This window comes from Telluria beijingensis, from assembly GCF_030770395.1.
Taxonomy (GTDB): Bacteria; Pseudomonadota; Gammaproteobacteria; order Burkholderiales; family Burkholderiaceae_D; genus Telluria; species Telluria beijingensis.
In genome coordinates, this window is record NZ_CP132480.1 from 3426692 (window position 1) to 3440224 (window position 13533).

General features: G+C 65.8%; 15 protein-coding genes. 14 read left to right on the forward strand and 1 reads right to left on the reverse strand.

The genetic code is table 11. The features are described 5' to 3' along the window. Positions 1-68: 68 nt before the first annotated feature. Positions 69-1532 carry a glutamate synthase subunit beta gene (locus Q9246_RS15165; protein ID WP_306391431.1) on the forward strand — a complete coding sequence of 488 codons (1464 nt, stop codon included), beginning with the start codon at positions 69-71 and terminating at the stop codon, positions 1530-1532. A 4-nt stretch (positions 1533-1536) separates the two neighbouring features. Here the strand turns inward: Q9246_RS15165 and pdxR are convergent, their stop codons facing one another. Beyond that, complete coding sequence (gene pdxR / locus Q9246_RS15170) at positions 1537-3045, reverse strand: MocR-like pyridoxine biosynthesis transcription factor PdxR (RefSeq protein ID WP_306391432.1); 1509 nt, start codon at positions 3043-3045, stop codon at positions 1537-1539. A gap of 96 nt (positions 3046-3141) precedes the next feature. Here pdxR and Q9246_RS15175 point away from each other — a divergent pair, with 96 nt between their 5' ends. From Q9246_RS15175 to murA, 13 genes are all read left to right on the forward strand, one after another. Beyond that, positions 3142-4350 (forward strand): NAD(P)/FAD-dependent oxidoreductase, encoded by a 1209-nt coding sequence (locus Q9246_RS15175; RefSeq protein ID WP_306391433.1) that lies wholly within the window; start codon positions 3142-3144, stop codon positions 4348-4350. After that, positions 4347-5363, forward strand: coding sequence for a hypothetical protein (locus Q9246_RS15180; RefSeq protein WP_306391435.1), 1017 nt, complete (start codon positions 4347-4349; stop codon positions 5361-5363). Before Q9246_RS15175 ends, Q9246_RS15180 begins: the two co-directional genes overlap by 4 nt. A gap of 25 nt (positions 5364-5388) precedes the next feature. After that, complete coding sequence (locus Q9246_RS15185) at positions 5389-6006, forward strand: FMN-dependent NADH-azoreductase (RefSeq protein ID WP_306391437.1); 618 nt, start codon at positions 5389-5391, stop codon at positions 6004-6006. A 360-nt stretch (positions 6007-6366) separates the two neighbouring features. Continuing rightward, on the forward strand, positions 6367-7170 hold the full coding sequence (locus tag Q9246_RS15190; protein WP_306391438.1) for an ABC transporter ATP-binding protein: 804 nt from the start codon (positions 6367-6369) through the stop codon (positions 7168-7170). Then, positions 7167-7949, forward strand: a complete 783-nt coding sequence (gene mlaE, locus Q9246_RS15195; RefSeq protein ID WP_306391439.1) for a lipid asymmetry maintenance ABC transporter permease subunit MlaE — start codon at positions 7167-7169, stop codon at positions 7947-7949. The genes Q9246_RS15190 and mlaE overlap by 4 nt, the downstream gene beginning before the upstream one ends. A 38-nt stretch (positions 7950-7987) precedes the next feature. Further along, on the forward strand, positions 7988-8461 hold the full coding sequence (gene mlaD / locus Q9246_RS15200) for an outer membrane lipid asymmetry maintenance protein MlaD (RefSeq protein ID WP_306391441.1): 474 nt from the start codon (positions 7988-7990) through the stop codon (positions 8459-8461). Beyond that, a complete protein-coding gene (locus tag Q9246_RS15205) occupies positions 8458-9186 on the forward strand; it encodes an MlaA family lipoprotein (RefSeq protein ID WP_306391442.1) in 729 nt (242 codons plus the stop codon). The genes mlaD and Q9246_RS15205 overlap by 4 nt, the downstream gene beginning before the upstream one ends. Positions 9187-9236: 50 nt before the next feature. Continuing rightward, the gene (locus Q9246_RS15210) at positions 9237-9884 is read left to right on the forward strand and encodes an MlaC/ttg2D family ABC transporter substrate-binding protein (protein ID WP_306391445.1); all 648 of its coding nucleotides are present in this window, start codon (positions 9237-9239) and stop codon (positions 9882-9884) included. A gap of 9 nt (positions 9885-9893) precedes the next feature. Next, positions 9894-10169 (forward strand): STAS domain-containing protein, encoded by a 276-nt coding sequence (locus tag Q9246_RS15215; RefSeq protein ID WP_306391447.1) that lies wholly within the window; start codon positions 9894-9896, stop codon positions 10167-10169. A gap of 167 nt (positions 10170-10336) precedes the next feature. After that, positions 10337-11248 carry an ABC transporter ATP-binding protein gene (locus Q9246_RS15220; protein WP_306391448.1) on the forward strand — a complete coding sequence of 304 codons (912 nt, stop codon included), beginning with the start codon at positions 10337-10339 and terminating at the stop codon, positions 11246-11248. Beyond that, on the forward strand, positions 11248-12009 hold the full coding sequence (locus Q9246_RS15225) for an ABC transporter permease (RefSeq protein ID WP_306391449.1): 762 nt from the start codon (positions 11248-11250) through the stop codon (positions 12007-12009). Before Q9246_RS15220 ends, Q9246_RS15225 begins: the two co-directional genes overlap by 1 nt. 28 nt (positions 12010-12037) lie before the next feature. Further along, positions 12038-12274 (forward strand): BolA family protein, encoded by a 237-nt coding sequence (locus Q9246_RS15230; RefSeq protein ID WP_109345839.1) that lies wholly within the window; start codon positions 12038-12040, stop codon positions 12272-12274. Positions 12275-12276: 2 nt separating this feature from the next. After that, positions 12277-13527 (forward strand): UDP-N-acetylglucosamine 1-carboxyvinyltransferase, encoded by a 1251-nt coding sequence (murA, locus tag Q9246_RS15235; protein WP_306391452.1) that lies wholly within the window; start codon positions 12277-12279, stop codon positions 13525-13527. The last annotated feature ends 6 nt before the right edge of the window (positions 13528-13533 follow it).

Here is a 13533-nt window from a genome sequence, read left to right on the forward strand (position 1 = left end):
TTGGATCCCCGCCGTCGCGGGGATGACCTTGGTGCTGATCACGCTAGCGGAAAATTAAAGGATACATTGTGGGCAAAATCACCGGTTTCATGGAATTCGCACGACAGGAAGAGGAATACCTCGACCCGCCCGTGCGCCTGAAGAACTACAAGGAATTCGTCGTCACCCTGACCGACGGCCAGGCCAAGGTGCAGGGCGCGCGCTGCATGGATTGCGGCATCCCGTTCTGCAATACGGGCTGCCCGGTCAACAATATGATCCCGGACTGGAACGACCTGGTCTTCCATGGCAACTACCGCCACGCGCTGGATAATCTGCACTCGACCAATAACTTCCCCGAGTTCACCGGCCGCATCTGCCCGGCGCCGTGCGAATCGGCCTGTACCCTGGGGATCAACAACGATCCGGTCGGCATCAAGTCGATCGAGCGCAAGATCATCGACACCGGCTGGGAACACGGCTGGGTGGTGCCGCAGCCGCCGACCAGCAAGACCGGCAAGAAGGTCGCCATCGTCGGTTCCGGCCCCGCCGGCCTGGCCGCGGCCCAGCAACTGGCGCGCGCCGGCCATGATGTCACCGTGTTCGAGAAGAGCGATCGCATCGGCGGCCTGCTGCGCTACGGGATCCCCGACTTCAAGATGGAGAAGGACCTGATCGACCGTCGCGTGGAACAGATGCAGGCGGAGGGCGTGACCTTCCGCACCAGCGTCCTGATCGGCAAGGACTTCCCGGCCACGGTCAGCAATATGGCGTGCGAAACGATCTTCCCGGAAGACCTGGAAAAAGACTTCGACGCCGTGATCCTGGCCGGCGGCGCAGAACAGCCGCGCGACCTGCCGGTCCCGGGCCGCCAGCTGAAAGGCGTGCACTTCGCGATGGACTTCCTGCCGCAGCAGAACCGCGTCAATGCCGGCGACAAGGTCAAGGACCAGATCAAGGCCACCGGCAAGCACGTGGTGGTGATCGGCGGCGGCGATACGGGCTCGGACTGCGTCGGCACCTCGAACCGCCACGGCGCCGCGTCGGTCACCCAGTTCGAACTGATGCCGCAGCCGCCGGAACAGGAAAACAAGCCGCTGGTCTGGCCTTACTGGCCGACCCGCCTGCGCACTTCGTCGTCGCACGAGGAAGGCTGCGAGCGCGACTGGGCGGTGGCGACCAAGCGCCTGGAAGGCAAGGGCGGCAAGGTCGAGAAGCTGATCGCCTGCCGCGTCGAGTGGAAGGACGGCAAGATGAGCGAAGTGCCGGACAGCGAATTCGAACTCAAGGCCGACCTGGTGTTCCTGGCCATGGGCTTCGTCTCGCCGGTGCAGCAGGTGCTGGACGCCTTCGGCGTGCAGAAAGACCCGCGCGGCAATGCGCGCGCCACGACCGAGGGCGACAGCGCCTACCAGACCTCGAACCCGAAGCTGTTCGCCGCCGGCGACATGCGCCGCGGCCAGTCGCTGGTGGTGTGGGCGATCCGCGAAGGCCGCCAGTGCGCACGCTCGGTGGACGAGTTCCTGATGGGCGTCTCCAGCCTGCCGCGTTGAGAACCTAACGGCGGCCGCGCAACGCGGCCGCCACCGCCTTTGCTCCCTGCTCGATCGCCGCCTCGTCGAAGGCGGCAAATCCCATCACCAGCGATGGCGGCAATGTCGCCTGCGCGCAGTATCTCTCCAGCGGAAACGCCGTCAAGCCGGCTGCATTCAGCCGCTGCCAGGCATCGCGTTCCTCATGCGCCAGCAGGCGCGTCACCACGTCCAGCCCCGCCGTCACCGGTGGCACCTCGATCAGGCCTTGCCAGTGACGTTGCGCCGCCTCTTCGAAGGCCGCCGCGCGGCCCGCATACACGCGCCGCATGCGCCGCACGTGGCGGTCGAAGTGCCCATCGTCGATGAAGTCGGCCAGCACCGCCTGCGACAGCGCGTTCGCATTGCGCGCCGCCAGCGACGCGGCCCGGATGAACGGGTCGACCAGTTGCCAGGGCAGGGCCACGAAGGCCAGCCGGATCGCCGGGAACAGCAGCTTGCTGAAGGTGCCGGCCAGTACCACGTGCGATTCGGCCCCCTCCATGCTGCGCAGCGCCGGCACCGGTTTCGCGCCGAAGCGGTATTCGCTGTCGTAGTCGTCCTCGAACACGATGGCGCCGCGCGTTCGTGCCCAATGCAGCAGGGCCAGCCGGCGTTCCGGCGCCAGCGCCATCCCCAGCGGCGCCTGGCGCGCCGGCGTCACATAGGCCAGCCGCGCATCCGGCGCACGGTCCAATGCCTCGTGCACCCGCATGCCGTCGCCATCGAGCGCGACGTCGACCACCCGCGCGCCATGCGCCTGCATGGCCTGGCGCGCGCCGGGATAGCCCGGATCTTCCATCCACACCGCCTCGCCCGGTTGCACCAGCAGGCGCAGGCAGATGTCGAGGGCCTGCTGCACGCTGCCCAGGATCACGACCTGGTCGGGCGAGACCGCGACCCCGCGCGCCAGGTCGAGGTGGCGCGCGATCGCCACCCGCAGCGCGGCCAGGCCGGCGGCCTCGTTCTCGGACAGGATCGCCAGTTTCGACGAACGCAGGTGACGGCCATGGAGGCGCCGCCACAAGTCGATCGGAAAGCCGCGCACGTCGCAGCGGTGCGGGTGGAAGGCGGGCGGCAGGCCGCTGCCGGGCCGTAGCGGAAAGGCGGGCGCCTGGCCGCCGACGTTGCGCAGCCAGGGGCCGCCGGGCTCGAAGCGCGAGGGCGGGTCTTGCGGCGCGCGCGCCAACGCCGGCCCGGCCTGCAGGCTGGTGTCCGGCAGCACCCGGCTGACCCGGGTGCCGCTGCCGCGCAGCGCCTGCAGGTAACCCTCGGACAGCAGCTGGTCGTAGGCCAGTTGCACGGTGCCGCGCGCTAGCGCGTACTGCTGCGCCAGTGCGCGGGTGCCGGGCAGCAGCGCGCCTTCCGCCAGGCGGCCATCGAGGATGGCCTGGCGCAGGCTGCGGTACAGCCAGCGCTGCAGGGTCTCCCCCGCGGCTGGATCGCCGAGTGCCAGCGCGGTGCGGCTCGATCGTGTGGACGATGCCTCTGTCATGAGAAGTGGATCAATCGTTTGTAAGAGGACTGGATCAATACATGAGGCCAGTCTACCCCCAGAATGCAGCCATCGACAACCAACCGGGAGCACCCCATGATCCAGAACGTCATCATCGCCGGCAGCGGCTTCGCAGGCCTGTGGGCCGCCATCTCCGCGGCGCGCGCCGCCCACGTGGCCGGCAAGTCGGACGAACTCGCGATCACAGTCGTTTCGCCGGTGGCCGAGCTGCACATCCGTCCGCGCCTGTACGAGGCGAAGCTGGAGAACATGGCGCCCGAACTGGGTCCGCTGTTCACCGCGGTCGGCGTACGCCATGTCGCCGGCCGCATCGAGAAGATCGATGCCCAGGGCCGCCAGATCACGGTCGCGCTGAACAACGGCAGCCAGACCACCTTGCCGTACGACCGCTTCGTGCTGGCCGCCGGCAGCCAGGTGTTGACGCCGAACGTGCCGGGCCTGGCCGAGTATGCGTTCAACGTCGACCAGCTGCAACAGGCCGAAAGGCTGGAGCGGCACCTGCAAGGCCTGGCAGCCAGGCCGCAGAGCGAGGCGCGCGACACGGTGGTGGTGGTCGGCGCCGGCTTCACCGGCATCGAGACCGCGGCCGACATGCCGGAGCGCCTGCGCGCCATCCTCGGCCAGGATGCGAAGGTGCGGGTGCTGATGCTGGAACACGCGCCGGTGGTGGGCCCCGAACTGGGCGCCGGCCCGCGTCCCGTGATCGAGGAAGCGCTGCGCGAAGTCGGCGTCGAAACCTTCGTCTCGAGCGGCGTGGCCGCGATCGGCCCGGGCGGCGTGGTGACCTCGGACGGCCGCACCTTCGCCGCCGCCACCGTGATCTGGACCGCCGGCATGCGCGCCAATCCGCTGGCCGAGCAGGTCGGCGGCGAGATCGACCGCTTCGGCCGCGTGCACGCCGACCCCTACCTGCGCGCGCCAGGCGCGGACGGCATCTACGTCACCGGCGACGTGGCGCGCGCCGCCACCGACGACCAGGGCAACGTGGCCGCGATGTCGTGCCAGCATGCGCTGAGCCTGGGCCGGGTGGCCGGCTACAACGCGGTGGCCGAACTGGTCGGCCTGCCGCTGCATGCCTACAGCCAGCCGAAATACGTCACCTGCCTGGATATCGGTCCGTGGGGCGCGTTGTACACCGAGGGCTGGGACCGTCAAGTCAGGCTGACCCGCGCCGAGGGCAAGGAACTCAAGCGCACCATCAACACCCAGTGGATCTATCCGCCGGCGCCGGACCGCGACGCCGCCTTCGCCCTGGCGCGCCCGGACCACGTGATCGTTCCATGAAGGCGCACTGGTTCGCGGCGCCGCTGGCGGCCGCCATCTATCCCTGGCTGCTGGCCCTGTATCACGGCGCGGCGAAGGCGGTCGAGCGCGGTGACGGCAGCGGCGCCTGGCTCGGCGCCGCCCTGGCCCTGGCGGCCGCGCTGGCGATGCCGGCGATCGCCTTCGGCGCCGCGCTGCGCCTTGGCCGCATCGCTGAACCCAGCCCCGCCGAACTGGCGGCGCGCCGCACCGCGCTGCTGGCGGTGGCGGCGCCGCCGATGTTCACCCTGACCGGGGTCGTGGCCCTGCTGGCCGGCCATCCCGACTGGGACCGCGGCTTCCTGCTGCTGGTGTGGAGCGCGCTGGCGCTGCGCATCGCCAGCGCCGACCGGACGCCCCGGCGCCAGGCGGCGTCCGCGGCCGGCGCGCCGAGCGCCGGCTGGCGCAAGGCGCACGGCGTCGGCGCCGTGCTGGCGCTGCTGTTCCTGGCCTTCCACTTCAGTAACCACCTGGTCGGCCTGGTGGGGCCTGAAGCGCATAAAGCAGTGATGGACGTGCTGCGCGTCGCGTACCGCTCGCCGTTCGTGGAGCCGCTGCTGGTCGGCGTATTCGCCTTCATGATCGTGACCGGCCTGCGCCTGGCCTGGCGCTGGAGCGCGCGGCCGATGGACGCGGCGCGCACCCTGCAGGTGGCCGGCGGCGTGTTCCTGACATGGGCCGTGATCAGCCACCTGAACGCGGTGCTGTACCTGGCGCGCGTGCATTTCGGGATCGACACCGACTGGGGCTTCGCGATCGGCGCGCCCACCGGCATGCTGCTCGACCCGTGGAACATCCGCCTGCTGCCGTACTACCTGGGCGGGGTATTCTTCGTGGTGGTGCATGCCTTCTGCGGCCTGCGCATCGTGATGCTGGCGCACCATGCGCCGCGCGCCAACGCCGACCGCGTGCTGGCGGGCGGCATCGTGTTCGCCGCGCTGCTGGCCACCACCATCATCCTCGCGATGTGCGGCCTGCGCCTGCACTTCGCCTGACCGTAACATCGACACCGGAGCCACCATGAACATCCTGCACATCAGCGCCAGCCCGCGCGGCGCGCAAGCGGCCAGCCGCGCACTGTCCAACCACGTGGTCGAACGGCTGCTGGCGCGCCATCCCGGCGCCAGCGTCACCATGCGCGAACTGGCCGGCGGCGACGACCAGGCCGCGCTGCCGCACATCGACGCCGGCTATACGCTGGCCCTGTCCAGCGCCGCCAACGAGCCGGGCGTCGATGGCGCGCAACTGCGCTCCGATGGCCTGATCGAGGAACTGGTGCGGGCCGACATCGTCGTGATCGGCACCCCGATGCACAACCTCACCGTGCCCTCGACCCTCAAGTCCTGGATCGACCACGTGGTGCGCATCAACCGCACCATGCGGCCGACGCCAGAGGGCAAGGTCGGCAACCTGCGCGACCGTCCGGTCTACCTGGCGCTGGCCAGCGGCGGCATCCGTACCGGCGAACGGGCGCGCCAGCCGGACTTCCTCGAGCCCTACCTGCGCGCCATCCTGGCCATGATCGGCCTGAAGGACGTGACGGTGTTTTCGGCGGAAGGACTGGCGCTGGGCGCGGAGCGGGCGGCAGAGGGGAGGGCGCGCGCCTGGGCCGAGGTGGAGCGTCATTTCGGCGCCTGAACCGGCGTTGACAATTCGGCGACAAACTATTGCATATATTGTCACTTGTTATTTCAGCATTGCGCCCCATATCATGCTGCGGTGCAAAAAACCGTTAACACGCGGCGCAGTAATTAGGAAGAGCTTAAAGTCGCTCTTCCGGCCGTTTCAACGAGGCACTTGTTGATACAATTCAACAATCGCAATATTGTGAAACATACATATCTCAACAAAAACAATCACTTATGGGTTGAAATTGCTGACCCAATAGTTATTAGTGTTGTAATAGTACGTCGCCACCTGGGGGTAAAATCGGGTCCCTCAAGCAGGTAAATAGCTTTCTGCACTACAATACCGGATTCCCCAAACATTAATTACGCTGTGTCGAACCTAGTCGAAATCCGCGATCTGCATTTTGCTTACGGTGAGCGTTCCATCCTGTCGAATCTCCGTATGGACTTTCCACGTGGCAAGCTTATTGCTGTCATGGGCGGGTCGGGTTGCGGCAAGACCACGGTGCTGCGCCTGATCGGCGGCCAGATCCGTCCCCAGCGCGGCGAAGTCCGCATCGGTGGCGAAGTCGTGCACCGGCTCGACACCGAAGGCCTGTACCGCCTGCGCCGCCGCATGGGCATGCTGTTCCAGTTCGGCGCCCTGTTCACCGACCTGTCGGTATTCGACAACGTCGCCTTTCCGCTGCGCGAACACACCGACCTGCCTGAAGAACTGATCCGCGACCTGGTGCTCATGAAGCTCAACGCCGTCGGCCTGCGCAATGCGCACCGCCTGAAACCGGCCGAGATCTCGGGCGGCATGGCGCGCCGGGTGGCCGTGGCGCGCGCGGTGGCGCTCGATCCCGAACTGATCATGTACGACGAGCCCTTCGCCGGCCTTGATCCGATCTCGATGGGCGTGACCGCCAACCTGATCCGCAACCTGAACGACGCGCTGGGCTCGACCTCGATCCTCGTCTCGCACGACGTGCACGAATGCTTCGCGATCGCCGACTATGTATACTTCATGTCGGCCGGCAAGATCGTGGCCGAGGGCACGCCGGACGACTTGCGTGTCTCGGAAGATCCTTACGTGAAACAATTCGTCAATGCCGCCCCGGACGGTCCGGTGCCGTTCCACTATCCCGGCAAGTCGCTGGCCGACGACCTGGGCCTGGGAGCGCGCAAATGATCGCCCGCGTCCTCGGCCTGGTCGGCTGCACCGTGCGCGAAGCCTTCGCCGGCCTCGGCTTTGCCGTGCGTTCCTTCTTCAACCTGCTGGGTGTGTCGCCGGGCGCGTTCCGCCGTCCTGGCCTGATTTCCGAGCAGATTCACTTCATCGGCAACTATTCGCTGGTGATCATCGCCGTGTCCGGCCTGTTCGTCGGCATGGTGCTGGGTCTGCAGGGGTATTACACGCTGAACCAGTACGGCGCCGAGCAGATGCTGGGCCAGGTCGTGGCGCTGGCGCTGGTGCGCGAACTGGGGCCGGTGGTCACGGCGCTGCTGTTCGCCGGCCGCGCCGGTACCTCGCTCACCGCCCAGATCGGCCTGATGAAAGCCGGCGAACAATTGTCTGCCATGGAAATGATGGCCATCAACCCGGTGCAACGGGTGCTGGCGCCGCGTTTCTGGGCCGGCGTGATCGCCATGCCGGTGCTGGCTACCGTGTTCTCGGCGGTGGGTGTGCTCGGTGGCTATATTGTTGGCGTCAAACTGATCGGCGTCGACGAAGGCTCGTTCTGGTCGCAGATGCAGTCCGGCGTCGATGTGCGAGATGACGTACTGAACGGCGTGATTAAAAGCTTTATCTTTGGCATCGCAGTGACCTTTACCGCCCTGTTCCAGGGCTACCAGGCCCAGCCGACGCCGGAAGACGTGTCGCGCGCAACCACGCGCACCGTTGTGATCGCATCGTTGCTGGTCTGGGGACTGAACTTCGTCATGACCGCCTTGATGTTCAATAAATAATTAATAAACGGTTAACTCGGTTACTGTAGGGTATTCAAATGCATCGCAAAACTATCGACGTCTGGGTTGGCCTGTTCGTTCTGCTGGGTCTGGCCGCGCTGCTGTTCCTGGCCTTCCAGGCAGGAAACATGAGAACGCTGTCGTTCGGCCAGACCTATTCGGTCACGGGCCGCTTCGACAATATCGGTGGACTCAAGCCGCAGGCGCCGGTCAAGAGCGCCGGTGTGGTGGTCGGTCGCGTGGGTGACATCTCCTTCGACGACAAGAGCTTCCAGGCATCGGTGCGCCTTGATATGGAGTCTGAATATAAATTCCCTAAAGACAGCTCGTTGAAAATATTGACTGCTGGCTTGTTGGGCGAGCAATACATCGGCATCGAAGCCGGTGGTGACGAAAAGAACCTGGCGGAAGGCGATCGCATCGTTCGCACCCAGTCGGCGACAGTCCTGGAAGACTTGATTAATCAATTTATCTATAACAGCGCTGCTGAAGGAAAGGAAGGTAGTCAATGAACTACGCCGTGACGCTCTCGCACCTGCGCCTGTGCGCCGCTGCCGCCGCTGTACTGATCCTGACTGGCTGTGCAACCACCGCATCCAACCCCCAGGATCCGCTGGAAGGTTATAACCGCGCCATGTTCAGCTTCAACGACGCGGTCGACCGCACCGTGCTCAAGCCGGTGGCCACCGGCTACAAGAAAGTCGTGCCGGGCTTTGCCCAGACCGGTGTCGGTAATTTCTTCGGCAACCTGTCGGATGCCTGGAGCTCGGTCAACAACTTGTTGCAAGGTAAGCCGGAGCAAGCCGGCACCGATTTCGGCCGCGTTGCGCTGAACTCGACCTTCGGTATCTTCGGCCTGCTCGACATCGCTTCCGAAGCGGGCATGCAGAAAAGCGACGAAGACTTTGGCCAGACCCTGGGCAAGTGGGGCGTGCCAAGCGGCCCCTACTTGATTTTGCCGCTGCTGGGCCCATCTACCGTGCGTGATACCGCGGCCTTGCCGGCCGATATCGGCGGCGACATCTGGAAATACAAGGAACCGGCCAACTGGCGCAATATCGGCGCCGCGGTGCGGGTGGTCGATACCCGCGCCTCGCTGCTCGACGCATCGAGCCTGCTCGAAGACGCCGCCCTGGACCGCTACGAGTTCCTGCGCGACGGCTACCTGCAGCGCCGCGAGAGCCAGGTCTACGACGGCGACGTGCCGCGCAAGGTCGACGACGACGCCGGGCAGTAACAAGATCAACCGTGCGTGCGGCCTTCGCCGCCGCCAACCGAAAGGAAACTATGAAGCCATTCATGCACCTGGTAGCCGCTGCCGCCACCATGGCATTCTCCACCGTCCTGGTCGCCGCGCCGGTGGCCGCCGCCGAAGCGCCGGACGCGCTGGTCAAGCGCATCAGCAATGAAGTGATCGACAGCGTCAAGGCCGACAAGGACATCCAGGCCGGCAACCGCGCCAAGATCATGGACCTGGTCAACGCCAAGATCCTGCCCTACGTCGACGCCGAGAAGATGACCCAGCAGGCGGCCGGCCGCCACTGGCGTGCAGCCACCCCGGAGCAGAAGCAGAAGCTGACGAAAGAGTTCCGCGACCTGCTGGTGTACACCTACGCCGGCGCGCTGTCGACCATCAAGAACGAAACCGTCGAGTTCAAGCCGATGCGCGGTTCGCCGACCGATACCGACGTCGAAGTGCGCTCGCAGGTGAACGTCACCCGCGGCGAGCCGATCACCCTGAACTACCGCCTGAGCAACGAGAAGGGCAGCTGGAAGATCTATGACGTGAACGTGCTGGGCGCCTGGCTGGTCCAGACCTATACCAGCACCTTCAACAGCGAGATCAGCAAGAGCGGCGTCGATGGCCTGATCAAGCGCCTGGCCGACCGCAACGCGCAGCTGGCGTCCAAGCCGCTGGCGGCGCCGGCCAAGTGATCGACGCACATGGCTGAATCCAATCCGATGCTGTCGATCGACGCCCTGACCTTCCTCACCGCCCCCCAGGCGCTGGAGCAGGGTGCGGCGGCGATCCGCGCCGGCGAGACCGTGTTCGATCTCGGCGGCGTGCAGGCCGCCGATTCGTCCGGCGTGGCCCTGCTGCTGGCCTGGCAGCGCCGCGCGCTGGACGCCGGCCACCGCCTCACATTTGTGAACGTGCCCGACAACGTGCAAAAGCTGGCGGCCCTGTACGGGGTCGATACGCTGCTGCCGCAAGCTTGACCATCGGCGGCCACTGGCCGCCGATTGCTTTTCAGCCTACCTCCCAGGCCGTCCGGCCGAATCTCCCCACTGCCGGCTTGACATGGCGATTTCACCTATAATGGACTGTTTCACCGCACGGTCCTTTCGGTGCGCTTTCCACCTTGCGCGCCGCGCCATCCACAAGCATGACAGCAATCCAGATTGATAGCGTCGAGAAGAGCTACAAGGGCTTCAAGGCCCTGAAGGGCGTCTCCCTGGACATCCAGGAAGGCGAGTTCTTCGGCCTGCTGGGCCCGAACGGCGCCGGCAAGACCACCCTGATCTCCACCATCGCGGGCCTGATCCGGCCCGATGCCGGCAGCGTGCGCATCCACGGCCACGACGTCGTGACGGACTTCCGCGAAGCGCGCAAGCGCCTGGGCGTGGTGCCGCAGGAGCTGGTGTTCGATCCCTTCTTCACCGTGCGCGAGACGCTGCGCCTGCAGTCGGGCTACTTCGGCATCCGCAACAACGATGCCTGGATCGACGAAGTGATGCACAACCTCGACCTGACCGACAAGGCCGACGTGAACATGCGCGCGCTGTCGGGCGGCATGAAGCGGCGCGTGCTGGTGGCGCAAGCCCTGGTGCACCGCCCGCCCGTGATCGTGCTCGACGAGCCGACCGCCGGCGTCGACGTCGAACTGCGCCAGACCCTGTGGAAGTTCATCGCGCGCCTGAACCGCGAGGGCGGCCACACCGTGGTGCTCACTACCCACTACCTCGAAGAAGCGCAAGCCATGTGCCAGCGCGTGGCCATGCTCCGGCGCGGCAATGTGGTGGCGCTGGACAGCATGAGCGCATTGCTGCGACGGGTGTCAGGCTCGCAGCTGGTGGTCCATTTGAAATCGGGCGACCTGCCGGAAAGCCTGCGGCCCCTGGTTTCGCACGACGAGCACACCAATGGCAACAAGTACACGCTGCGCGTGAACGAGGTAAGCGAGGTGGAGCCGATCCTGGCGCGCCTGCGCGAGAACGGCGCCGTCATCGACGAGATGCAGCTGGAGCAGGCCGACCTCGAGGACATCTTCATCCAGATCATGGAGGAGGGTAAATAATGTTCTCGATCGGTTTCCGCACCCTGTTCTACAAGGAGTCGCTGCGCTTCTGGAAGGTCGCGACCCAGACCGTGGCCGCGCCGGTGGTCACCGCCATGCTCTACCTGCTGATCTTCGGCCACGTGCTCGACGGCCGGGTCGAGATGCTCGACGGCGTCGCGTACACCTCCTTCCTGGTCCCGGGCCTGGTGATGATGAGCGTGCTGCAGAACGCCTTCGCCAACTCGTCCTCGTCGCTGATCCAGTCCAAGATCAGCGGCAACCTGGTGTTCATCCTGCTGCCGCCGCTGTCGCATGCCGAGATCCTGTCGGCCTATGTGCTGGCCTCGATGCTGCGCGGGATCGCGGTCGGCGCCGGCGTGTTCATCATCACCGCCTGGTTTACCCACCTGGAGTTCGTGGCGCCGGTATGGATCCTGGTCTTCGCCCTGCTGGGCGCGGCCATCCTCGGCACCATGGGCACGATCGCCGGCATCTGGGCCGAGAAGTTCGACCAGCTGGCGGCGTTCCAGAACTTCTTGATCATGCCGGCGACCTTCCTGGCCGGTGTGTTCTATTCCGTCCAAAAACTGCCGCCTTTCTGGCTGACCGTCTCGCATTTCAACCCGTTCTTTTATATGATTGACGGGTTCCGCTATGGGTTCTTCGGCCAGTCCGACGTTTCGCCATGGACCAGCCTGGCCGTCGTGACCGTGTTCTTCGCGGTGCTGACGGCCGTGGCGATCAATCTGCTCAAGCGCGGCTACAATCTGCGCCATTAAGAATACAAGTATTTACTCTGGAGTTAACGTGGCGACCACACCCGAACTGATCCACGGCTATATCAGCGCCGGCCTCGAATGCACCCACCTCGACGTGAAGGGCGACGGCCATCACTTCGAGGCCGTGATCGTCTCCCCGGCCTTTGCCGGCAAACGTCCCATCCAGCGTCACCAGATCGTGTACGCGGCGCTGGGCGACCGCATGCGCGAGGAAATCCACGCGCTGTCGATGAAAACCCTGACCCCTGAAGAATTCAAAGGATAAGCATGGACAAGCTCCAGATCGTCGGCGGCAAACGCCTGCAAGGTGAGATTCCGGTTTCCGGCGCCAAGAACGCGGCGCTGCCCATCCTGTGCGCCGGCCTGCTCACCGCCGGCGACCTGCAGCTGTCGAACGTGCCGCGCCTGCACGACGTGCGCACCATGCTCAAGCTCCTGGAAAAGACCGGCCTCAAGGTCGTGCAGGACAACGAAAAGGTGACGCTCAACGGCGGCGCCATCGACACGCTCGAGGCGCCGTACGAGCTGGTCAAGACCATGCGCGCCTCGATCCTGGTGCTGGGCCCCCTGCTGGCGCGCTTCGGCGAAGCCAAGGTCTCGCTGCCGGGCGGCTGCGCCATCGGCTCGCGGCCGGTCGACCAGCACATCAAGGGCCTGCGTGCGATGGGCGCCGAGATCACGATCGAGGGCGGCTACATCTACGCGAAAGCGAAGAAGCTGAAAGGTGCGCGCATCCACACCGACATGATCACCGTGACCGGCACCGAGAACCTGCTCATGGCCGCGACCCTGGCCGAAGGCGAGACGGTGCTCGAGAACGCGGCGCGCGAGCCGGAAGTGACCGACCTGGCCAACCTGCTGGTGGCCATGGGCGCGAAGATCGAAGGCATCGGCACCGACCGCCTGGTGATCCAGGGCGTCGATGAACTGCACGGCGCGCAGCATGCGGTGATCTCGGACCGCATCGAGGCCGCGACCTTCCTGTGCGCGGTGGCGGCCACCGGCGGCGACATCGTGCTGACCAATACCCGCACCGACATCTTCGACGTGGCGCTCGAGAAGCTGCGCGAGATCGGCCTGCAGCTGACGGTCGGCGGCGACACCATCCGCGCGAAAATGGATGGCCGTGCGCATCCGGTCTCGTTCCGCACTACCGAATATCCCGGCTTCCCGACCGATATGCAGGCCCAGTTCATGGCCGTGAACACGATCGCCGACGGTCCGTCGAAGGTCACCGAGACCATCTTCGAAAACCGCTTCATGCACGTGCAGGAGATGAACCGCCTGGGCGCCCAGATCTCGACCGAGGGCAATACCGCCTTCATCAAGGGCGTGAACCGCCTGGTCGGCGCGCCGGTGATGGCGACCGACCTGCGCGCCTCGGCGTCGCTGGTGATCGCCGGCATGGCGGCCGAGGGCACGACCCTGATCGACCGCATCTACCACCTCGATCGCGGCTATGACCGGATGGAAGTGAAGCTGTCGGCGGTTGGCGCCGACATCGTACGTATCAAGTAAGCGAAT